The organism is Lentzea sp. NPDC036955 (assembly GCF_055608005.1).
The window spans coordinates 1-22,281 of sequence record NZ_JBVJRC010000006.1; the positions used below are offsets into that span (position 1 = coordinate 1).

19 protein-coding genes and 1 pseudogene are annotated in these 22,281 nt (G+C 70.1%); 15 read left to right on the top strand and 5 right to left on the bottom strand.

Features of this window, described 5'->3' with window-relative positions; genetic code table 11:
• Positions 1-179: 179 nt before the first annotated feature.
• A complete protein-coding gene (locus ACZ7CF_RS20725) occupies positions 180-1,568 on the bottom strand; it encodes a KamA family radical SAM protein (protein ID WP_470370293.1) in 1,389 nt (462 codons plus the stop codon).
• Between the two features lie 129 nt (positions 1,569-1,697).
• Here ACZ7CF_RS20725 and ACZ7CF_RS20730 point away from each other — a divergent pair, with 129 nt between their 5' ends.
• Positions 1,698-2,162 carry an FxsA family protein gene (locus ACZ7CF_RS20730; protein WP_360393610.1) on the top strand — a complete coding sequence of 155 codons (465 nt, stop codon included), beginning with the start codon at positions 1,698-1,700 and terminating at the stop codon, positions 2,160-2,162.
• Entirely contained in the window at positions 2,159-2,719 is a 561-nt protein-coding gene (locus ACZ7CF_RS20735; RefSeq protein ID WP_470370294.1) for a GNAT family N-acetyltransferase, read from the top strand. Before ACZ7CF_RS20730 ends, ACZ7CF_RS20735 begins: the two co-directional genes overlap by 4 nt.
• A 60-nt stretch (positions 2,720-2,779) precedes the next feature.
• On the opposite strand, the gene ACZ7CF_RS20740 is transcribed toward ACZ7CF_RS20735, so the two are convergent.
• Positions 2,780-3,175 (bottom strand): SsgA family sporulation/cell division regulator, encoded by a 396-nt coding sequence (locus ACZ7CF_RS20740; RefSeq protein WP_360393615.1) that lies wholly within the window; start codon positions 3,173-3,175, stop codon positions 2,780-2,782.
• A gap of 130 nt (positions 3,176-3,305) precedes the next feature.
• On the opposite strand from ACZ7CF_RS20740, the gene ACZ7CF_RS20745 reads away from it, so the two are divergent.
• The 13 genes and pseudogenes from ACZ7CF_RS20745 (at position 3,306) to ACZ7CF_RS20805 (ending at position 18,526) form a co-directional block, all read left to right on the top strand.
• Positions 3,306-4,265: a TIGR03885 family FMN-dependent LLM class oxidoreductase gene (locus ACZ7CF_RS20745; protein ID WP_360393618.1), complete on the top strand. Its 960-nt coding sequence runs from the start codon at positions 3,306-3,308 to the stop codon at positions 4,263-4,265.
• Positions 4,262-5,770, top strand: coding sequence for an alpha-amylase family protein (locus ACZ7CF_RS20750; RefSeq protein WP_470370295.1), 1,509 nt, complete (start codon positions 4,262-4,264; stop codon positions 5,768-5,770). The genes ACZ7CF_RS20745 and ACZ7CF_RS20750 overlap by 4 nt, the downstream gene beginning before the upstream one ends.
• A 70-nt stretch (positions 5,771-5,840) precedes the next feature.
• Complete coding sequence (kdd, locus tag ACZ7CF_RS20755; RefSeq protein WP_470370296.1) at positions 5,841-6,851, top strand: L-erythro-3,5-diaminohexanoate dehydrogenase; 1,011 nt, start codon at positions 5,841-5,843, stop codon at positions 6,849-6,851.
• Positions 6,844-8,391, top strand: a complete 1,548-nt coding sequence (locus tag ACZ7CF_RS20760; RefSeq protein WP_470370610.1) for an amidohydrolase — start codon at positions 6,844-6,846, stop codon at positions 8,389-8,391. Before kdd ends, ACZ7CF_RS20760 begins: the two co-directional genes overlap by 8 nt.
• 4 nt (positions 8,392-8,395) lie before the next feature.
• Positions 8,396-9,967 carry a lysine 5,6-aminomutase subunit alpha gene (kamD, locus tag ACZ7CF_RS20765; protein WP_470370297.1) on the top strand — a complete coding sequence of 524 codons (1,572 nt, stop codon included), beginning with the start codon at positions 8,396-8,398 and terminating at the stop codon, positions 9,965-9,967.
• Positions 9,960-10,712: a lysine 5,6-aminomutase subunit beta gene (gene kamE, locus ACZ7CF_RS20770; RefSeq protein ID WP_360393627.1), complete on the top strand. Its 753-nt coding sequence runs from the start codon at positions 9,960-9,962 to the stop codon at positions 10,710-10,712. Before kamD ends, kamE begins: the two co-directional genes overlap by 8 nt.
• Positions 10,713-10,738: 26 nt before the next feature.
• Positions 10,739-11,107 carry a 3-aminobutyryl-CoA ammonia lyase gene (gene kal, locus ACZ7CF_RS20775; RefSeq protein ID WP_470370298.1) on the top strand — a complete coding sequence of 123 codons (369 nt, stop codon included), beginning with the start codon at positions 10,739-10,741 and terminating at the stop codon, positions 11,105-11,107.
• Positions 11,108-11,339: 232 nt separating this feature from the next.
• Positions 11,340-11,690: a GntR family transcriptional regulator gene (locus ACZ7CF_RS20780; protein WP_360393632.1), complete on the top strand. Its 351-nt coding sequence runs from the start codon at positions 11,340-11,342 to the stop codon at positions 11,688-11,690.
• A gap of 702 nt (positions 11,691-12,392) precedes the next feature.
• Positions 12,393-13,559: an acyl-CoA dehydrogenase family protein gene (locus ACZ7CF_RS20785; RefSeq protein WP_470370299.1), complete on the top strand. Its 1,167-nt coding sequence runs from the start codon at positions 12,393-12,395 to the stop codon at positions 13,557-13,559.
• On the top strand, positions 13,556-15,628 hold the full coding sequence (locus ACZ7CF_RS20790) for an acetate--CoA ligase family protein (protein ID WP_470370300.1): 2,073 nt from the start codon (positions 13,556-13,558) through the stop codon (positions 15,626-15,628). Before ACZ7CF_RS20785 ends, ACZ7CF_RS20790 begins: the two co-directional genes overlap by 4 nt.
• Positions 15,629-15,850: 222 nt before the next feature.
• Positions 15,851-16,936, top strand: a pseudogene (rho, locus tag ACZ7CF_RS20795) (transcription termination factor Rho); the annotation flags it as partial.
• A 25-nt stretch (positions 16,937-16,961) separates the two neighbouring features.
• Positions 16,962-18,092, top strand: coding sequence for a Glu/Leu/Phe/Val dehydrogenase dimerization domain-containing protein (locus tag ACZ7CF_RS20800; protein ID WP_360393640.1), 1,131 nt, complete (start codon positions 16,962-16,964; stop codon positions 18,090-18,092).
• Positions 18,093-18,109: 17 nt separating this feature from the next.
• Complete coding sequence (locus ACZ7CF_RS20805; RefSeq protein ID WP_360393643.1) at positions 18,110-18,526, top strand: SRPBCC family protein; 417 nt, start codon at positions 18,110-18,112, stop codon at positions 18,524-18,526.
• A 4-nt stretch (positions 18,527-18,530) separates the two neighbouring features.
• Here the strand turns inward: ACZ7CF_RS20805 and ACZ7CF_RS20810 are convergent, their stop codons facing one another.
• The 3 genes from ACZ7CF_RS20810 to ACZ7CF_RS20820 are packed head-to-tail and all read right to left on the bottom strand — an operon-like array spanning position 18,531 to position 22,280.
• The gene (locus ACZ7CF_RS20810; RefSeq protein WP_360393646.1) at positions 18,531-19,088 is read right to left on the bottom strand and encodes an EF-hand domain-containing protein; all 558 of its coding nucleotides are present in this window, start codon (positions 19,086-19,088) and stop codon (positions 18,531-18,533) included.
• A 16-nt stretch (positions 19,089-19,104) separates the two neighbouring features.
• Positions 19,105-21,510: an ATP-binding cassette domain-containing protein gene (locus tag ACZ7CF_RS20815; protein ID WP_470370301.1), complete on the bottom strand. Its 2,406-nt coding sequence runs from the start codon at positions 21,508-21,510 to the stop codon at positions 19,105-19,107.
• Between the two features lie 53 nt (positions 21,511-21,563).
• Positions 21,564-22,280, bottom strand: coding sequence for a GNAT family N-acetyltransferase (locus ACZ7CF_RS20820; protein ID WP_360393652.1), 717 nt, complete (start codon positions 22,278-22,280; stop codon positions 21,564-21,566).
• Position 22,281 lies beyond the last annotated feature (1 nt).

Consider the following 22,281-nt stretch of genomic DNA (forward strand, 5'->3'; position numbering starts at 1 on the left):
CCGGGAACGCCGCGACGACATCCACGAAGCCTTCCTCGGCCTCGCTACCTGCATCATCTGCTACCGCCACGTCCAACGATTCTGTTAGGACCTCTAAGACCCTATAGGTCTCGACCGGGCAAACATGCCGATGGGGCCGTCCTCGGGAGATGTCCTTGAGACGGCCCCGTCGCGACCCGTCAGCTCTGGTCGGCCCACCACTTCTGCCCGGTCTCACCGAGCGTCGAGATCGGGTCGTAGTACGGGTACCGGCGGTTCAACGCCTCCGGGTCCTCCAGCTCGATCCCGGTCCGGTAGTTCTTGGTCCAGTACGAGATCCCGAGCTCGCGGTCGTAGTCCTCCAGTTGGTGCACCCACCGCTTGCCGACGTACGGCACGTCGCACACGATCCGCGGCGTCGCGTACCCCGGCAGGTAGCCCATGATCGCGTGCTGGAGCTCCTGCGCCTCCCACACGGCAACGCGCCAGTGCTCGGCGTTGGGGATCATGTCGCACATGTAGAAGTAGTACGGCAGGATGTTCGCTTCCCCTTGCAAGGCAAAGCAAAGGTCCAGCAGGTCGGCCGGGGTGGCGTTGACCCCGCGCATCAGCACGCCCTGGTTGCGCACGTCGCGCACACCGACTTCCAGGGCGGTGCGGGCGGCCTCGGCGACGAGGGGGGTCACGGACTGTGCGTGGTTCACGTGCGTGTGGATGGCGAGGTTCACGCCGCGGCGGGAGGCGGTGCGGGCGACGCGTTCCAGACCCTCGACCACTCGGGGCTGGAGCCAGTGCTGGGGGAGGCCGGCCAGCGCCTTGGTGGCGAGGCGGACGTCGCGCACGGTCTCGATGTCCAGCAGGCGCATGAGGAACGACTCGAGCTGCGGCCACGGGACGTTCGCGACGTCGCCGCCGGAGACGACCACGTCGCGGACGCCGGGGGTCTTCTTCAGGTAGTCGATCATCTGGTCCTGGCGGTCGACCGGCTTGAGCGACAGCTTGTGCTTGTCGATCAGCGGGGTGGAGTTGCCGACCAGGTCCATGCGGGTGCAGTGCCCGCAGTACTGCGGGCAGGTGGAGACCATCTCGGCCAGCACCTTGGTGGGGTAGCGGTGGGTCAGGCCCTCGACGACCCACATCTCGGCCTCGTGCAGCGAGTCGCGCTGCGAGTGCGGGTGCGACGGCCAGTGCGGGTCGCGGTCGGAGGAGACCGGCAGCATGTAGCGGCGGACCGGGTCGGCCAGGAACGCCTCGGTGAAGGCGTCGGGGGAGAGGTCCGCGCCGACCGCCATCGTGTTGAACATCTGCGGCGGGATCAGCATCGACATCGTCGCGAAGGCGTCCATGTCCCTGGCGAGGTCGTCGTAGAACCTGTCGGTGAGCAGGTCGCCCGCGACCTTGCGGAGCTGCTTCACGTTCTTCACGCAGTTGACCCGCTGCCACTGGGCGTCACGCCACTGCGCCTCGGTCACGTGCGCCCAGCCGGGGAACCGGCGCCAGTCGGGCTCGACCAGCTCACGGCGGACGTACGTGTACGGCTGGCGGTCCAGCCGCTCCAGCGCCGTGGGGGCGTCGTGCAGCGCAGTCATCCGTACTCCTCAGCGTCGAGGTCGCGTAAAGATATCCTGTCACACCGCTAGCGTGCCGTAAATATTTCGGCTCAAGCGCTGGTGGAAGGGGCGCGGGAGCAACCGCGGGCGTCCGTGCGTTGTGGAGGTATGCCCCTTTTCGCGCTGCTGCTCGCCGGGATCTTCGCCGAGGTCGCGGTCATGCTCGCCGTCGGCAACGCCATCGGCCCGCTGGCCATGATCGGGTTGCTGCTGGTCGGCACGCTCGTCGGTCTCGTGCTGGTCCGCAGGCAGGGCGCGCAGACGATGGCCGCGTTCTCCGAGTCGGTGTTCAAGCGGCAGCAGCCGCACCAGGAGATGGCCGACGGAGTGCTCATCGCCGCCGCCGGCGCGTTGATCATGGTGCCCGGCTTCGTCAGCGACGTGGCCGCGCTGTTCCTGCTCTTCCCGCCCACGCGCCGGCTCGTCAGCCGCCGCATCGCCCGCAAGGCGGAGGCCGCCGCGCTCAAGTTCGAGCACGAGCGCCGCTTCGGCCCCGGTCAGGTCGTCGAGGGTGAGGTCGTGACGGTCGACGCGGACCACGTGGTGGTCGCGGAACGCCGCGAACTGCCGTGATCCGCGCGTACCACCCCGCCGACCTCGACGCGCTCCACGACATCTGCCTCGACACCGGCAACGGCGGCCGGGGCGCCCGCCACCTGTTCGACGACCCGCGCCTGCTCGGTCACGCCCACGTCGGCCCGTACGTCGCCTTCGAGCCCGACCTCGCGTTCGTGGCGGAGGACGACGACGGCGTCTGCGGCTACGCGATCGGCACGGCCGACAGCCTCGCGTTCGAGGACCGACTGGACCGCGACTGGTGGCCCGACCTGCGCGTTCGCTACCCGATGACACCGAGTGCGAACCGGGTCGTCCGCCACATCCACAACCCGGCGCGCGTCGACCCGATGCTCGCCATCGACTATCCCGCGCACATGCACGCCAACCTGCTGCCGCGTGCGACAGGCAAGGGGTACGGCGGCAAGCTCGTGCGTGCCGTGCTCGAACGCCTGGAGAAGGGCGTCCACGTGCACGTGCGCCGCCACAACACACACGCGATCGGGTTCTGGCAGCACCTCGGGTTCCGGCAGATCGCCGTGGAGGAGAAGCTGGTGCTCGGCCTGCGGCTGTGACCAGACCGGCGGAGACCAGACCGGCGAGGACCAGATCAGCGGGGACCAGACCGGCAGGGACTAGGCCAGCAGGTCCTTGAGCAGCAGGTCGAAGTCGATGACCTCGCGCCCGGACGGCACCACCTGGTAGGTCGACTGCAGGAACCGGTGCAGCTCCTCGGCCGGCAGGTGGAACACCGCGTGCGAGTCCTCGGTCACCAGCTCCAGGACCAGCACGTCACCGTCACCGGGGCGCAGCCGCACGTCACCGAGCCCGGCCGGTGCCAGCACCCCGTCGGCGAGCAGCTCCCGGCCGACGAGCCAGGTGGACTCCTGGTCGCGGGTGTGGAACCGCATCGTCACCGCGTGGGGGTCGTCCGTGCGGTAGTGGAGGTCGACGTCCATGGGTTCGACCGTGCCGTCCGGCCGGATGAACTGGACAACGGTCGCCGTCCCGACTCGGGTCTCGTTGTACATCGCCGATCCTCCTCAGCTCCGAGGTGCTGACGTGGACACGGACGCCGGCCGGGATCGGTTCAACGCGCCCGCCGGGAGTTGCCGCCGAAGCGGAGGTTGCCTGGATCTTCGTCCTGGGTACCGATGTCGCATGACCGTTTACGGCGTCCATGCGTCACATGAGCAGATCCACCCCGCCGAGCTGCTGACCGCGGTGCGCAGGGCCGAGGAGGCCGGCTTCACCGCCGCGATGAGCTCCGACCACTTCGCGCCGTGGAGCGAACGGCAGGGCCAGTCCGGGTACGCGTGGTCGTGGCTCGGTGCCGCGCTGCAGGCGACCGAGCTGCCGTTCGGCGTGGTCACGGCACCGGGGCAGCGCTACCACCCGGCGATCACCGCGCAGGCGATCGGCACGCTCGCCGCCATGTACCCCGGCCGGTTCTGGGCCGCGCTCGGGACGGGTGAGGCGAGCAACGAGCACATCACCGGTGACGGCTGGCCGCGCAAGGACGTCCGCACCCGGCGGCTGGAGGAGTGCGTCGAGGTGATCCGCGCGCTGCTCAACGGCGACGAGGTCAGCCACGACGGCCTGGTCCGCGTCGACCGCGCCCGGCTGTGGACCCTGCCCCGCGAGGTGCCGCAGCTGATCGGTGCCGCCGTGAGCCCCGAGACCGCGCGGTGGTGCGCGTCGTGGGCGGACGGGCTGATCACCGTCAACGCCGCACCGGAACGCCTGCGCGAGGTCGCGGGCGCCTACCGGGACGCGGGCGGGCGCGGCAAGCTGCACCTGCAGGTGCACCTGAGCTGGGCGCAGGACCTCGACACGGCTCGCGCGATCGCGCACGACCAGTGGCGCACGAACGTGTTCCGCCCGCCGGTGTGCTGGGACCTGGAGCTGCCGGAGCACTTCGACGTGGTCGCCGAGAACGTCACGGCCGAGCAGCTCGAAGGCGTCGTCAACATCTCCGACGACCTCAAGTGGCACGCCGAACGCCTGCACGACTACGCCGAGCTGGGCTTCGAGGAGATCTACCTGCACCACGTCGGCCAGGACCTGGTGCCGTTCATCGACGCGTTCGGCGAGCACGTGCTGCCGGAGGTGACGGCATGATCCGCACCTCGGACGTGTGGTGGAAGAACGCCGTCCTCTACTGCCTGGACGTGGAGACCTTCTCCGACAACGGGTTCCGCGGCGCCACCGAACGACTCGACCACCTGCACGCGCTCGGTGTCACCTGCCTGTGGCTGATGCCGTTCTACCCCACGCCCGAGCGCGACGACGGCTACGACATCACCGACTTCTACGCCGTCGACCCGCGCCTCGGCTCGCTGGGCGACTTCGTGGAGTTCGTCCGCGCCGCACGGGACCGCGGCATGCGCGTCATCGCCGACCTCGTCGTCAACCACACGTCCGACCAGCACCCGTGGTTCCACGACCCCGACAAGCGCGACTGGTACGTCTGGGCCGACGAGCCGCCGGAGGACGGGCCGAAGGGCATCACGTTCCCTGACAAGGAGAGCTCGCTGTGGGAGTACTCCGAGGAGGTCGGCAAGTACTACCTGCACCGCTTCTACAAGCACCAGCCCGACCTGAACGTGGCCAATCCCGCCGTGCGCGACGAGATCGCGCGGATCATGGGCTTCTGGACGGAGCTGGGTCTGAGCGGCTTCCGGGTCGACGCCGTCCCGTTCCTGCTGGAGCACCAGGAGCGGTCCGACGCGATCGAGCTGCCCGACCCGCACGACTACCTCACCGACCTGCGGGCGTTCCTCAACCGCCGCAACGGTGAAGCTGTCCTGCTCGGCGAGGTGAACCTGCCGTACAAGGACACGATGGCCTTCTACGGCCAGGGCGTCGGCGACGAGCTGACCATGTGCTTCGACTTCGTCGGCATGCAGGCGATGTACCTGGCGCTGGCGCGGCAGACGAGCGGGCCGCTGGCGAAGGCGCTGCAGGAACGCCCGCAGCCACCGCGTGACGGGCACTGGGCGACGTTCGTCCGCAACCACGACGAGCTGACGCTGGACAAGCTGCCGGTCGACGAGCGCCAGGAGGTCTTCGACGCGTTCGGGCCGGATCCCTCGATGCAGCTCTACGGCCGGGGCCTGCGCCGTCGCCTCCCCGGGATGCTCGACGGGGACCAGCGCCGCATCCGGATGGTCTACAGCCTGCTGTTCACGCTGCCGGGCACGCCGGTGCTCTTCTACGGCGAGGAGATCGGCCTGGAGGAGGACCTGTCGCTCGAAGGCCGGCTCGCGGTGCGCGTGCCGATGGACTGGGAGGAGGCGGGCAAGCAGCGCCACGACCCCGACTCGTTGCTGACGTGGATGCGCAAGCTGGTCGAGCTCTACCGCGAGGCCCCGGAGCTGGCGTGGGGAACCGTGCAGGTGCTCGACGTCGGCGATCCGACCGTGTTCGCCCACCGCGCGGACTGCGACGGTGGCGCGGTGATCGCCCTGCACAACTTCGCCGACCGGGAGGTCACCGTGCGCGTCCCGGTCGACGGGGTGCTCACGGACCTGGCGACGGGCGGCACGGTGAAGCCGGCCAAGACCGGTGCCAAGGTCGACCTGGCGCCCTACGACTGCCGCTGGTTCCGCGTGAATTCTGAATGATACTTGCGGGATCTTGACGCCTCACGTGAAGATATCTTCGAGACAGCGTCGTCGACCGAAGGATTTTCAGGTGAGCGCGTACGGACTGCACCGTGTCCTCGAACCTGCGGGCGTGTTGCCGCAGCAGGCGTGGCGGCTCGACGCGGCACCCGTGCCCGCTGACGACGAGGTCGTCGTCGCGGTCGAGCGGCTCAACCTGGACGCGGCGTCGTTCCGGCAGCTCAGGGAGGCGCACCGGAGTCCGGACGCGGTGCGGCAGGCGGTGCTCGACATCGTCGCCGAGCGCGGCAAGATGCAGAACCCGGTCACGGGCTCGGGCGGCATGCTGTTCGGGACGGTCCTGGAGGTGGGACCGTCCTCGCCGCTCGGGCTCAAGGCCGGTGACCGGATCGCGACGCTGGTCAGCCTCACGCTGACGCCGTTGCGGATCACCGACGGGCTGCAGGACTGGAGCGGCGAGGACGAGCAGGTGCCGTGCCGGGGGACCGCGGTGCTGTTCGGGCGTTCGATCGCGGCCGTGCTGCCTGACGACCTGCCCGCTGAGCTCGCGCTGTCGGTGCTCGACGTGTGCGGTGCGCCCGCGTTGACCGACCGGGTCGTGCGCCGGCACCCCGGCGGTTCCGTGCTCGTGCTCGGGGGCGGGGGCAAGTCGGGATCGCTCTCCCTCGCGGCCGCGCGTCAGGCCGGTGCGTCGCGTCTGGTCGCTTTGGTGCCCACGGAACGTGAAGCGGCACAGGTCCGTGCGGCAGGCCTCGCGGACGAGGTCGTGATCGCGGACGCACGCAACCCCGTCGCCGTCGCCGAAGCCGTGGGCAAGCAGGTCGACGTGACGGTCGTGTGCGTGGACGTGCCGGGGTGCGAGCACGGCGCCATCCTCGCGACCGCCGACGGCGGCACCGTGATCTTCTTCTCCATGGCGACCTCGTTCAGCGCCGCCGCTCTGGGAGCAGAGGGTCTGGCCGCGGACGTCGAGATGCTGGTCGGCAACGGCTATGTGCCAGGTCACGCCGCGTTCGCGCTCGACCTCGTCCGCACCCAGGCGGGTGTGCGGGCGTTGTTCGAGCAGAGGCAGACTGCGTGACGTGAGTACGCAACTTTTGGTCGGCGGCCGCATCTACGCACCGGATGCGACGGCGATGGCCGTCACGGACGGCGTGGTCGTCTGGATCGGACAGGACTCGGTCGGGCGCGCGCTGCACCCGGACGCCGAGGTCGTCGAGCTCGGCGGTGCCTTCGTCGCGCCCGCGTTCGTCGACGCCCACGTCCACGCCACCTCGGCCGGTCTGCTGCTGACCGGTGTCGACCTGACCCGCACGCCGTCGCTGGAGGCGTTGCTGGACCAGGTCCGCAACGCCGAGGGCCCGCTCGTGTGGGGTCATGGCTGGGATGAGACGCGGTGGCCGGAGAACCGCCCTCCGACGCGTGCGGAGATCGACGAGGCGGCGGGCGACAAGAGGGTCTACCTGTCACGCATCGACGTGCACTCGGCACTTGTGTCGTCGAACCTCGTCACGGACGAAACGCGCGCAGCTGACGGTTACTCCGCCGAGGGCCCCCTCGCGCGCGCCGCACACCACCACGTCCGACGCATCGCACGCGACGCCATCACGCCTGAGCAGCGCCGCGAGGCACAGCTGGCGTTCCTGCACCACGCGGCGTCGATGGGCATCGCGTCCGTGCACGAGTGCGCCGGCCCGGACATCTCCGGCGAGGACGACCTGCGCGAGCTGCTGGCGCTGGGCGAGGGCCCGCAGGTCGTGGCCTACTGGGGAGACCACGACCTGCCCGGTGTCCCCGTGCAGGGCCTGGCCGGCGATCACTTCGTTGACGGCGCGATCGGCTCCCGCACCGCCGCGCTTGCCGAGCCGTACGCCGACGCGGACACGTCCGGTGCGCTGTACCTGACCGGCCGGCAGGTCGCCGACCACCTGGTGAAGTGCACGGAGCTGGGCATCCAGGCCGGCTTCCACGTCATCGGCGACGCGGGCATGGCCGCCGTGGTCGAGGGCTTCGCGATCGCCGAGAAGACGCTCGGCACCCCGGCGCTGGCGTCGGCCCGCCACCGCCTCGAACACGTCGAGATGGTCTCGGCCGAACAGGCCCAGCAGCTGGCCGGGTGGGGCGTCATCGCCTCGGTGCAGCCGCTTTTCGACGCCGAATGGGGCGGCCCGACCGGCATGTACGTGCAGCGGCTCGGTGCCGAGCGCGGAGTGGGGCTCAACCCCTTCTCGCGCCTTGCCGCCGCGGGCGTCGTGCTGGCGTTCGGCTCCGACACGCCGGTGACCGCCATCGACCCGTGGGCAGCCGTGAAGGCCGCGGTGCACCACAAGACCGAGGGCTTCGGTGTGTCCCCGCGCGCCGCGTTCACCGCCCACACGCGCGGTGGCTGGCGTGCGGCGGGCGTGGACGACGGCGTGACCGGCACCTTGCAGCCCGGTGCGCCCGCGACGTACGCCGTGTGGGAGACCGGTGACCTCGTGGTGGCCGGGTCCGACGCCCGCGTCCAGCGCTGGTCCACCGACCCGCGGTCGGGCGTGCCCGGCCTGCCCGACCTCACCGGGCCCGCCCCGGTGTGCGTGCGGACCGTGCTGAACGGCCGGACGATCTACGAGAGGAAGTGACTTGATGGCGTTGCTCGACCTCGACCCGAGGGTCGTCGCCACCGCGCGCGAGCTCGCCGCGCGGGCGGCCGAACCCGTGGTGTCCATCGCGAAGGCGCACACCACGGTCGCGGTCGAGCGCGCCACGCTGCGGCTGGCCGGCATCACCGGCGCGGACTCCACCCACCGCGCCGGTGACGTGCCGTGGGTCAACCGCGTGATCGACACGGTCCGCGAGCAGTGCGGGCTGGAGCACGGGGTGGTGCTGCCCGCGTTCCACGCCCTGCGGCAGCACAACCTCGCGAGCCTGATCGAGCTCGCCGAGGCCACCGCCGCCGGGCAGGTCCAGTTCTCAATCCCCACTGGCAGGGACCTGAACGCAGTTAAGAAGGCCGCCACCTCCGCCATCACCAAGGGCCTCAAGACGGTCGACCGCAACCGCGTCCAGCGCGAGAAGCTGGTGCAGAAGTGGGGCGACCCCGCGCAACGCCCGTGGATCTACCTGATCGTCGCGACCGGCGACATCGACGAGGACGTCGTGCAGGCGCAGAACGCCGCCCGCGCCGGCGCCGACGTCATCGCCGTGATCCGCTCCACCGGCCAGTCGCTGCTGGACTACGTCCCGGAAGGCGCCACGCACCACGGGTTCGCGGGCACCTACGCCACGCAGGAGAACTTCCGGATCATGCGCGCGGCGCTGGACGACGTGTCGAAGGAGGTCGGCCGGTACGTGCGGCTGACCAACTACGCGTCCGGCCTGTGCATGCCCGAGATCGCCGTCCTGGCCGGGTTGCAGCGGCTCGACATGATGCTGAACGACTCGATGTACGGCATCCTGTTCCGCGACATCAACCCGATCCGCACGTTCGTCGACCAGCGGTTCTCCCGCCAGGTCCACGCGCGCGCCGGCATCATCATCAACACCGGCGAGGACAACTACCTCACCACCGCGGACGCCGTCGAGGCCGCCCACACCGTGACGGTGTCCCAGCTGCTCAACGAGCACTTCGCCCACGAGGCGGGACTGCCCGACCACCTGCTGGGCCTCGGGCACGCGTTCGAGATCAACCCGAAGGTGCCCGACTCGTTCCGGCTGGAGCTCGCGCACGCGCTGCTGGCCCGCGAGCTGTTCCCGGACGCGCCGCTCAAGTGGATGCCGCCGACCAAGCACATGACCGGCGACGTGTTCAACGGCTACCTGCTGGACGGGTTCTTCAACCTCGCGGGTGTCCTCACCGGACAGTCCATCCTGCTCGTCGGTATGATGACCGAGGCGGTCGTGACGCCGTTCCTGTCCGACCGCGACCTCGCGCTGCAGAACGTCCGGTACGTGCTCAACGCGGCCGGCAGTCTCGCGGAGGACTTCCGGCCGGCACCGGACGGGTTGATCGTCAAGCGCGCGCACCAGGTGCTGGGCGAGGCGGTGGACCTGCTGGAGCGCATCGTCGGCGACGGGCTGCTCAACGCGATCGCCGACGGCACGTTCGGCCTGATGAAGCGCCCGGCCGACAAGGGCAAGGGCGCGGACGGCGTGGTCGAGAAGGCCCCCGAGTACTTCAACCCGGCTTCGGACCTGCTGGAGGCCTCGAATGTCTGACGCGAAGAGGTACGTCCGGCCCTACGGCGACACGACCGGCGACGGCATGGTCCAGACGTCGTTCACGCTGCCGATCCCGTTCGGTCCCAAGGCGGACGGCGCGGCGCAGCAGCTCGCGAACAGGATGGGCATGGACCCCGCGATGGTGGTCCACTCGCACCCCATCGGCGACGACTTCACGTTCTTCGTCGTCTACGGCTCGGTCAAGCACCTCGTGGACCTCGACGAGGTCAAGGTCGTCGAGCGCGAGTACCCGCTGCTGTCACCGGCCGAGGTGAACACGACGCTGAAGAAGGTGTTGCGGCGCAAGCTGGTCGTCGTCGGCGGCTGCATCGGCACGGACGCGCACACGGTCGGCATCGACGCGATCCTCAACATCAAGGGCTTCGCCGGCGAGAAGGGTCTGGAGTACTACCGCGAGCTGAAGGTCGTGAACCTCGGCGCGCAGGTGAGCGTTCCGGAACTGGTGCGGTCCGCCCGCGCCGAGAAGGCCGACGCGGTGCTGGTCTCCCAGGTGGTGACGCAGCGGGACGCGCACATCCTGAACACGCAGGAGATGTCGGCGGCGTTCCGCGAGGCGATGGGGGACCGGCGGCCGCTGCTGGTGGCGGGCGGCCCGCGGTTCGACCCGCTGATGGCGGCCGAGCTGGGGGTTGACCGGGTTTTCTCCCGGGGTACCACTCCGGGTGAGGTCGCGAGCTACCTGGTGCACGCGATGCAGGAGAAAAAGGGGGTCGCCGCGTGAGCGGGGCTTTGGTCGAAGGTTTCACCGTGGCACACCGGCGTTACGTGCCGCACTCGCACGCGCATTACGGCGGCAGCCTCGTCGACGGTGCCTACGGGCTCGGCATGTTCGGTGACGTCGCCACCGAGATGCTCATCCACACCGACTCCGACGAGGGCCTGTTCGCGGGTTACAGCTCCGTGGAGTTCGTCGCGCCCATCCAGGCCGGCGACGTCATCGAGGCCGTGGCGACGCTGGTGCGCATCGGGAAGCGATCGCGGGAGATCGAGTTCGAGGCCCGCGTGGTGTGCCGTTCGGCGCCCGAACGCGGCCCTTCCGCGGCGGACGCGCTGGCTGAGCCGATCGTCGTAACGCGCGCCCGCGGCACCGTGGTCGCGCCGAAACCCGCGGAGTAGCAACAAGAACCGCGGGTGTGGACCGACATCGAACGCCCGCACGCCCCAGCTCGACCCGGCAAGACGGCTCCTGTCCCGGCGCCGCCTTGCCGGGTCTGTCCGGCCGTCGCTCTCCGTGAAGATGAGAGCGGTTCAGCCCAATTCCGGTTCGGCCTGAATTAAACCCGCAACCTCTGCCGCCCTCGCCCGTTGGTCAACACAGAGGTAGCTACAAGCGGGGAGGAACGGCGCAGTGAAGATCGACCACCACGGGGAGACACCCCCGTACGAGCAGGTGCGTGTGCACTACGCACACGCCATCGCAAACCGCGAACTGCCGGTCGGCGCCAAACTGCCCACAGTGCGCGCGCTCGCGAAAGACCTGGGCCTTGCGGTGAACACTGTCGCTCGCGCCTACCGCGAGCTGGAGGAAGCGGGACTCGTGGAAACACGAGGCCGGGCGGGCACCGTGGTCAGCGCGAACGGTGACAGCAACCGCGAGCGGGTGCGTTCGGCAGCGCACGCCTATGCGTCGATGTCGGCCGAGTTGGGACTGTCGAGAGAAGAGGCGCTGGAGATCGTGCGGGCGGCGTTCCGGGCCTGATGGGGCCGGACGTGCCGGTCGGGCCACCGGCGTCGGGGTAAGGGGCCACTGGCCTCGGGTGCGGATGCCACGCGTCAGGCGGGACCTTGAGTGTCTGAAAGGACGTCAGGAGCCTAGATGCGGGTCGTGGGCAGCGGCAGTGCGCTCATCGCGTGAACGACGCGAGCGCAAGGCCCCGCCCACCCTGGGGGCAGACCGCCCACCTCCACCCACCATAGCGAGAATCCGCGCGTGTCAAGCCCGCGGCTCGCGAACCTGTGGACAACCGAAGCCCTGTGGACAAGTCGCGAGCCACGCCCGAATCGTGAACCGGGCGTTCGGCGAGGTGTCGCCACGGGCCCGGACGAACCGCCGTGCCCGCCCGAGTCAGGGCGGGCATGGACGCCGGCGTCGACAACGCGGTGGCCGCTTGGAATGACGACATCGCGCTCACCCAGTTGAGCCGCGATGCGCCCGTCGTGCTCGACACCGCGGGTCTGGCCAGAGGTGGAACACCGCCGTCACGGCCAGTTCATCATGCTGCGGGCGCCGCGTGGCCGAGTAGTCGTATCTGTATGCCTGCCTGCTCCAAGCAGGTGATCACGACCGCCACGAACGTGCACGCCACTCACCCGTTTGCGGACCCTCTTACCTGCCCTTATGCGGTTAGGCTGCCCCGTGAACCGCAGATAACTGACTCATCAGTCAACTTAGGGGTGGGAGATGGTGCGGACCGTCCGGGACGGCCTGCGGCGCACGGCTGAACAGGACCAGTTCGTCGAGCTCGCCAGGCAGTTCGCGGCGGAGGAGATCCGCCCGCGGGCCCGCGCCGTGGACGAGGCGGACACCGAGTCGCCGCTCGACCTGTGGGAGAAGGCGTCGCGGCTGGGGCTGACGACGTTCATGATCCCGGAGGAGTTCGGCGGCGGCGGGATCACCGACCTCACCACCCAGGTGCTCGTCCAGCAGGAGCTGTGCCACGGCGACATCGGCATCGGCAACCTGCTCACGTCCAACGGCTTCTTCAGTGCTCCGATCGACCACCTCGGCACCCCTGAGCAGCAGAAGCGCTTCCTCGGTCCACTCGGGACGGACCTGCCGCCGTTGACCGCCGTCGCGGTCACCGAGCCGGGCGCCGGCTCCGACGCGGCGAGCATCCGGACCTCGGCGCGGCGCGACGGCGACTCCTACGTCCTCAATGGACAGAAAACGTGGATCTCCAACGCCCCGTACGCCGCGATGTTCGTGATCTTCACGACCGTTGATCCCTCCTTGCGTTCCCGTGGTGTCACGGCATTCGTGGTGCCGCGCGACACGCCCGGCCTGACCGTCGGGCCGCCGTTCCGGAAGATGGGGCAGCGGGCGATCGTGAACGCGGAGGTGTTCCTCGACGACGTGCGCGTGCCCGCCGAGAACCGGCTCGGCGAGGAGGGGCAGGCGTTCTCGGGCCTGATGCGGACGTTCGACGCCTCCCGAATCCTGATCGGCGCCGCCTGCACGGGTCTGGCACGCGCGGCGCTGGACTTCGCTTCCGCCTATGCCGCTGAACGCGTGCAGTTCGGCGTTCCGATCCTGCGGCACCAGGCCGTGGCGTTCCGGTTGGCCGAGATGGCCACGCGCGTCGACACCGCACACCTGCTGACGCTGCGGGCCGCTGCGCTGTACGACGCGGGGGAGGCGGTCGCGCAGGAGTCCGCGATGGCGAAACTCGTCGGTTCCGAGAACGCGATGTGGTGCACGCACGCGGCCGTGCAGACGTTGGGCGGCTACGGCTACTCCCGCGAGTACCCCGTCGAGCGCTGGATGCGCGACGCCAAGCTGGAGGAGATCGAGGAAGGCACCTCGGACATCCAGCGCCTGATCATCTCGCGCGGGCTGGGTGCCAGGTGATCTTCTCCGATCCGTCGTCCGTCGCGGTGGTGGGGGCGAGTGACGACCCGGCGAAGTGGGGGCATTGGCTGGCGCGCGGTGCGTTGACCGGCAGCGACCGCCGGGCCGTGCACCTGGTGAACCGCGGTGGCGGGGCGGTGCTGTCGCGGCCGACCGTGCGGACGCTGTCGGAACTGCCAGAGGCGCCGGAGCTGGTGGTGCTCGCCGTGCCTCCCCAGCACGTCGCCGCGGTGGTGGACGAGGCTCTGGCGTTGGGAACGCGCGGTTTCGTCGGGATTCCGTCGGCGATGGACGAATGCGTGGTCGCGCGCATCCGTGCGGCGGGGGCGCGGCTGCTCGGGCCGAACTGCCTGGGCGTGTACGACGCGGCGACGTCGCTGCACCTGGCGTGGGGGCGGTTCCAGCCCGGTTCGCTGGGGGTGGTGTCGCAGAGCGGGCAGGTGGGCCTGGAGATCGCCGGACTCGCCGCGGCCGCCGGGCTCGGGGTGTCGCGGTTCGTGTCGGTCGGCAACCAGGTCGACGTGACGGCCGCGGAAGCGTTGCTGGACCTGGTCCCGCATGAGTTGACCGCTGTGGTCGGGGTGTACCTGGAGAGCTTCGGGCCCGGGATGCTGACCGCCCTGTTGGAGCTCCGGTCGGCCGGGAAACCCGTTGTGCTGCTGACGGTCGGTGCTTCCGCTGCCGCACGGGACGCCGCACTGTCGCACACCGGCGCACTGGTGTCCTCTTTGGACGTCGTGGACGCCGCGTGCCGCCGGTCCGGGGCCGTGCGGGTGGCGACGCCGGCTGCCCTGGTGGACGTTGCCGCTGTGGTGACGCGAGGGGTGCCGCGCGGAACGCGGGTCGGGATTCTCGCGGACTCCGGCGGGCAGGGGGCGATCGCGGCGGATCTCGCGGTGGGTGCGGGGCTCGTGGTGCCTGCTCTGGCCGCCGTGGGCGGGCTGCCGGCCGGTGTGTCGGCGCGCAACCCGATCGACCTGGCCGGGGCGGGGGAGCAGGACCTGGAGAACTACGCCCGTGCCGTCGAGGTGCTGGTGCGCGGTGGTGAGGTCGACTCGGTCGTGTTGTCCGGCTACTTCGGCAGTTACGGTGCGGACACGCCTTGCCTGGAGTCCACCGAGGTCGCCGTCGCCGCCCGGATCTGTTCGCTGGCAAGGGAGACCGGCGTTCCGGTCGTCGCCCACTGCATGTGCGCCGACTCCGCCGCGGTTCGTGCTCTGCGTGCCGGTGGCGTGTCCGTTCAGCACACGATCGAGCGCGTTGTGGGTGCTCTCGGTAACGCTGCTCGCTTCGGTACCTCTGCCGCAGCCGGGGCCGGGCTGTTCAGCGGCCAGGAACTGTCGGTGCCGGCTGGAAGAATTGAAGCTGGGGGACCCCCTGCGGGGGACCCCTGCGTGAGCACGCGCAAGAGACCGGGGAGCGCGTACCGGCCAGGCTACCTGGCAGCTCGTGAGCTGCTGGACTTCGTCCGCTTCCCTCGCGCCCACGCCGTGACCACAGCCGCAGAGGCCCGCGCCACCCCGCTCACCGCCCCGTTCGCGCTCAAGGCCGACTGGCTGGCGCACAAGACCGAGCACGGCGGCGTTCAGACCGGTCTCACCGACCCGGCCGCCGCCTTCGAGGAGATGGAGGCCCGCTTGGGTCCCGGCACGTACGTCCTCGAAGAGATGGACACCCGCCCGAACACCGTCGAGCTGATCATCGGCGCCCGGCGTGACCACTCGTTCGGCCCAGTGGTCCTCGTCGGGGCCGGCGGCATCCACGCGGAGCTGCACCGCGACACCGCCCTCGAACTGGCACCCGTCACCCCGGCCACCGCTCACACCATGCTCAACCGCCTGCGGTCCGTACCGCTGCTGCGCGGCTGGCGCGGCGCACCACCCGTCGACCTCGTCGCTCTGACCCAGGTCATCACGTCCCTCTCCCGGCTCATCGCCACCCGTCCCGACCTGGCGGAGATCGAGCTGAACCCGGTGCGCGTCGGCCCGGACGGCGTGGTGGCCGTGGACGCGCTGATCACCCCCGCCGATGCCGCGCTGACCGAGTCGGACGACCAGCAGGTGGCCTGATCGTCCTGTCCTGTCCGGAAATGCCGGGAGGACGCGCGGGAACAGCAGAGGTGTGGCGCGGAATAAGCGGCGCGTCGGCGACGTTGTCTGCTACAGTCCGGGTAGGCAGTGCGCCGCAGAGCGCATGTAAGCACCTACCAGCTGCTGGACCATCCGAAGTCCGCAGCGAACCAGCCCCCAGCTTCTGAACGCTGGCGGACCCACATCTGCAGCGCTTTCCCACGCACACGAGGCGGGGCGGACGAGCGCATCTGCACGCAACCCTCCCGAAAGGACAGACCGATGCACATCGGTGTACTCGACGTACGCAACAACAAGGCTTTCCTCCTCGACGGACCGGTCGTGCCGCAGCAGCTCGTGCGGCAACACGACCTGCGCAGGGGCGACCGGGTCACGGGGGAGGCGCACGACGGCAAGCTCACGTCGGTCGACACGGTCAACGGGCGCAAGCCGCACCGGCGGCCCAGGTTCGAGGAGCTGACGCCGCTCTACCCCAACGAGCGGCTGCGGTTGGAGCACGACCCCGAGGAGCTCACCAGCAGGGCGATCGACCTGGTCATGCCGGTCGGCAAGGGGCAGCGGGCGTTGGTCGTGGCGCCGCCCAAGGCCGGCAAGACGATGGTGCTGCAGCACATCGCGCAGGCGGTGGCCAAGAACAACCCCGAGTGCCACCTCATGGTCGTGCTCGTCGGGGAACGGCCGGAGGAGGTCACCGACATCCGCACCACGGTGCCGGGGGAGATGTTCACCTCGACGTTCGACGAGCACCCGCGGGAGCACATCGCCACGGCGGAGCTCGCCATCGAACGGGCCAAGCGGCTCGTCGAGGACGGGCAGGACGTGGTGGTGCTGCTGGACTCGCTGACCAGGCTGGGGCGGGCGTACAACCTCGCGGCGCCCAGCGGCGGGCGGATTCTGAGCGGGGGCATCGAGGTCGGGGCGCTCAACCCGCCGAAGAAGTTCCTCGGGTCCGCCCGCAACATCGAGGAGGGCGGCAGCCTCACGATCTTCGCCACGGCGCTCGTGGAGACCGGGTCGGTGGGCGACACGGTGATCTTCGAGGAGCTCAAGAGCACCGGCAACGCCGAGCTCAAGCTCGACCGCAAGGCCGCGCAGCGGCGGGTCTTCCCCGCGATCGACCTGCACCAGTCCGGCACGCGCAAGGTGGAGCTGCTGGTGTCCGGACAGGAGCTCGCCGTCACCAACGCCGTGCGCAGGGCCATGGCCGACCGAGACGTCGACGTGCTGCTCGACGGACTGCGCAAGACCCAGGGCAACGCCGAGTTCCTGCGCCAGATGTCGAGGTGAACCGGCCGTCGGCCAAGATGGGGGAATGAGCTTCCTGCAGGTCACGTGGACCGATCCGGCCACGGGCGCGCGCGGCTACCTCGTCGTCGACCGGTTGGTGCGCGGGGTGTGCAGCGGGGGACTGCGCATGCGGGCCGGGTGCACGCTGGACGAGGTGCGCGGGCTCGCGGAGGGCATGACGGCCAAGGAGGCCCTCAACTACGACCCCGGCGCGCGGTACGTGCCGCTCGGGGGTGCCAAGGGCGGCATCGACTTCGACCCGTACGACCCGCGTGCGTTCGACGTGCTCACGGCCTACCTCTACGCGATGTCGCCGTACATCGAGCGGTTCTGGACCACGGGGGAGGACCTGGGGCTGCGGCAGTCCACGATCGACGCCGCCATCGAGAAGATCGGGTTGCAGTCGTCCATCCAGGCCGTGTACCCGCTGCTGGACGACGAACACCAAGCGCGGCAACGACTTCAGGACGCCTTCGCGGTCACGGTCGACGGCGTCGGCCTCGACGAGCTGGTCGGCGGGTACGGCGTCGCGACGGCCGCGCTGGAAGGGATCGAACGGCTTCGGCTCAGCAACCCCACCGCGTTCGTCCAGGGGTTCGGCTCCATGGGCGGCGCCACGGCCCGCTACCTCGCCAGGGCCGGGGTGAAGGTCGTCGGGCTCGCGGACGTCCACGGGGTGGTGGCCAACCCGGCCGGGCTCGACGTGGAGGCGCTCCTGCTGACCCGCGACGCCCACGGCGGCATCGACCGCTCCGAGCTCGCCGCGGACGACGTGCGGCTCGACCGGGACCGGTGGCTCGACGTCGAGGCGGACGTGCTCGTGCCCGCCGCGACGAGCTATGCGATCGACGAGCACAACGCGTGCGAGGTGAAGGCACGGCTGGTCGTCGAGGCGGCGAACATGCCGATCACCAGGGAGGCAGAGGACCTGCTCGGCGCGCTGGTCATCCCGGACGTCGTCGCGAACTCGGCGACCAACTCGTGGTGGTGGTGGACGTTGTTCGGCGACATCGAGCCCACGGCCGAGTCGGCGTTCGCGAAGATCGACGAGAACATGCGCCGGCTGGTCCGGCAGGTCGTCGGCGCGCCCCGGCCGCGGGCCGCCGCCGCACAGCTCGCCGCTGCTGCCGTTCGGGAGATCGAAAAGCGGTTCTGAAGCCGTACACTCGGCGCATGCCCGGCCTGCAGCACACCGTGACGATCGCTGCCCCGCCCGCCAAGGTCTGGGAGGTGGTCTCCGACGTCGAACGCTGGCCGGAGCGGATTCCCACGGTCGACAGCGTCGAACGGCTCGACGCCGGCCCGCTGGCGGTCGGGTCGCGCACCCGGCTGGTGCAGCCGCGGCTGTCGCCCGCCGTCTGGACGGTCACCGAGCTGACCGAGGGCACCTCGTACACCTGGCAGTCGCGGTCAGCGGGCGTCACGGTCACCGCCGCGCACGTCGTCGAACCGCTGGCCGACGGCAGCAGGCTCACCCTCACGCTGACCATGTCAGGGCTGATGGCCGGTGTCGGCTGGCTGCTCACCCGGTCGCTGACCAGCCGGTACGTCAAGGCCGAGGCCGCCGCCGTCAAGACCGCCGTGGAGTGACGGCTCAGCCCAGCGGGCCGAACAGCCACGCACCGGGACCGTTCGGGTCGTCGGAGAAGTAGAACGCCCTGAGCGCGGCCAGCAGGTCCTCGCCGCTGACCAGTCCGTCGCCATCGCCGTCGAGCCGGGTGAACCCGGCGCGCGCGTCGGCGGGGCGCACGTTCAGCAACGCCCCACTCGCGCGCACGTACTCGTCCACGCCGAGGTGGCCATCGCCGTCGTGGTCCGCCACGGCCATCAGCGCGTCCACGAACGGCACGTACGCGTCGTCGAACACCTCGGGGCGTTCCAGCAGGCCGGCGACGAACGCCGTCTTGTACTCGGTGAGGCTGACCAGGTCGTCGTCGTTGGTGTCGGTCACGGCGGAGAGGTGGTCCCACGCGGCCAGGAGCTGCTCGCGGAACCGCTTCGCCCGCAGGTCGTCGGCGGCCAGGCCGAACTCGCCGGTCGTGCGCGCACCGGCGAGCTCGAAGTCCGCGCGTTCGACGCAACCGTCCTGGTCGCTGTCGTAGGTCTCGAACCTGCGGGTCAGCTTGCGGTCCAGGAACGGCGTGATCTCCATGCGCCTGTTTACCCGCTCAGCGCTTCTTGACGCGCGCCGGGGCCCCCACGTAGTCGGCCAGGTGCTCGCCGGTCAGCGTCGAGCGGCCGGCCACCAGGTCCGCGGGCGTGCCCTCGAACACGACCTTGCCACCGTCGTGGCCGGCTCCGGGCCCCAGGTCGACGATCCAGTCGGCGTGCGCCATCACGGCCTGGTGGTGCTCGATCACGATGACCGACTTGCCGGAGTCGACGAGCCGGTCCAGCAGGCCCAGCAGCTGTTCGACGTCGGCCAGGTGCAGGCCGGTGGTCGGCTCGTCCAGCACGTAGACGCCGCCCTTGTCGGCCATGTGCGTGGCGAGCTTGAGGCGCTGGCGCTCACCGCCGGACAGCGTGGTCAGCGGCTGGCCCAGCGACAGGTAGCCCAGGCCCACGTCGTTCAGCCGGTCCAGGATCGCGTGCGCGGCGGGCGTGCGGGCCTCACCGGAGCTGAAGAACTCCACCGCCTCCGCGACCGGCATCGCCAGCACCTCGGAGATGTCCTTGCCGCCGAGCTTGAACTCCAGCACCGCCTGGTCGAACCGCTTGCCCTCACACACGTCGCACGGCGACTCGATCGTGGCCATGATGCCCAGGTCGGTGAACACCACACCGGCGCCGTTGCAGTTCGGGCACGCGCCCTCGGAGTTCGCGCTGAACAACGCCGGCTTCACGCCGTTGGCCTTGGCGAACGCCTTGCGGATCGGCTCCAGCAGCCCGGTGTAGGTGGCCGGGTTCGACCGGCGCGAACCCTTGATCGGGGTCTGGTCCACCACGATCGCGCCGGAGTCCTTCGGCATCGACTGGTGGATGAGCGACGACTTGCCCGACCCCGCCACACCGGTCACGACGGTCAGCACGCCGAGCGGGATGTCGACCGACACGTCGCGCAGGTTGTTCTTCGACGCGCCGCGGATGGACAGCGTCCCGGACGCCTTGCGCACCGACGGCTTGAGCTCCGCCCGGTCGTCCAGGTGCCGTCCGGTCACGGTGCCGCTGGCGCGCAACCCCTCCAGCGTGCCCTCGAAGCAGATCGTGCCGCCGTCGCGGCCGGCGCCGGGACCGATGTCGACGACGTGGTCGGCGATCGCGATCGTCTCCGGCTTGTGCTCGACCACGAGCACGGTGTTGCCCTTGTCGCGCAACCGCAGCAGCAGGTTGTTCATCCGCTGGATGTCGTGCGGGTGCAGGCCGATCGTCGGCTCGTCGAACACGTAGGTCACGTCGGTCAGCGCGGACCCGAGGTGCCGGATCATCTTCACGCGCTGCGCCTCACCGCCGGACAGGGTGCCGGCGGGGCGGTTGAGCGAGAGGTAGCCCAGTCCGATCTCGACGAACGAGTCGAGCGTGTGCACCAGCTTCTCGACCAGCGGCGCCACGGACCTGTCCTCCAGCCCGCGCATCCAGTCGGCCAGGTCGCTGATCTGCATGTCGCACAGGTCCGCGATGGACACACCCCTGATCTTCGACGACCGCGCGGCCTCGGTGAGCCGGGTGCCGCCGCAGTCGGGGCAGGTGCCGAACGTCGCCGCACGGTCCACGAACGCCCGGATGTGCGGCTGCAGCGCCTCGCGGTCCTTCGACAGCATGGACTTCTGCAGCTTCGGGACCAGGCCCTCGTAGGTCAGGTTGATGCCGTTGACCTTGATCTTGACCGGTTCCCGGTAGAGGAAGTCGTGCAGCTCCTTCTTGCTGTACTCGGCAATCGGCTTCGCCGGGTCGATGAACCCGGACTGCGTGAACGTCTGCACCGTCCACTGGTTGTCGACGTTGTAGCCGGGCACCTTGATCGCGCCCTCGAGGATCGACTTCGACGAGTCGTAGACCTCGGTCAGGTCGATGTCGGAGACCTGACCGCGGCCCTCACAGCGCGGGCACATGCCGCCGGTGATGGAGAACTCGCGGCGCTCCTTGACCTTCTGGCCTGCCTTCTCGATCGTCACCGCGCCCGCGCCGCTGATCGACGCGACGTTGAACGAGAACGCCTGCGGGCCGCCGACGTGCGGTGCGCCCAGGCGGCTGAACAGGATGCGCAGCATGGCGTTGACGTCGGTCGCGGTGCCCACTGTGGAACGCGGGTCGGCGCCCATCCGCTGCTGGTCCACCAGGATCGCGGTGGTGATCCCCTCCAGGAGGTACACCTCCGGCCGCGGCAGGGTCGGCATGAACCCCTGGATGAACGCGCTGTAGGTCTCGTTGATCAGCCGCTGCGACTCCGCGGCGATCGTGCCGAACACGAGCGAGCTCTTGCCCGAACCGGACACGCCGGTGAAGACCGTCAGCCGCCGCTTGGGGATCTCGACGTCGACGTCCTTCAGGTTGTTCACCCGCGCGCCCCGCACGCGGATCATGTCGTGGGTGTCGGCCTCGTGCGCGTTGGTGGCGGCCGCTCTCCTGGAGGTCATGGCGACAAGCTAACTCGCAGACCCCCGTCCCGCGCTTCTCGATTCCTGACTGATCACTCGCGGCAGCGGTAGTGGTAGGTGCACAGCTCGCGGAACCCCGACCGCTCGTAGAGCCGGAACGCCGACTTGTTGGCCTTTTCCATCTGCAGGTACATGTGGTTCGACTCGCGTGCGGCCGCCCATGACGCCAGCGCGGCGAGCACGGACCGTGCCGCGCCTTGGCCCCGTGCGTGCGGAAGCGTCGCCATGCCGAACACGCCGGCCCACCCGTTGTCGGCCACCACACGCCCCACGGCGACCACCTCGTCGTCGACCTCCGCGTAGGCGTACGCGCTCGGTGCCTCCACACGGCTGAGCAGCTCGCGTTCTGCTTCGACGTCGCGTGTCGTCACCTCGTGCCACGCCGCGAGCCAGCCGTCGTCCGGCCGGGTCGTCACGGCACCGGCGTCCGCGTGCGCCTGGCGGAGCACGTCGGCGGTCGACGCGATCTGCAACGACATGTCGTGACCCCGCGCGTACCCGCGGCCGGCCAGCCGGGCGTCCAGGTCGTCGGCGCACACGCCCGGCGTGATCTGGAACCGCACCGGGGCACCGCGGCCCGCGCAGAACTCCTCGGCGACCTCGACCCGGTCCTCGCGGTCGTGCGGCAGGACCGCGCTCACCCACCAGGCGTCGTCGGGGGAATGGCGCAGCCACCAGCCACCGGCCTCTTCGACGTGCGCGGCCGGCTGAGCCCGTGCCGCGTACTCCTGCAGCGTCTTGAGCAGCACG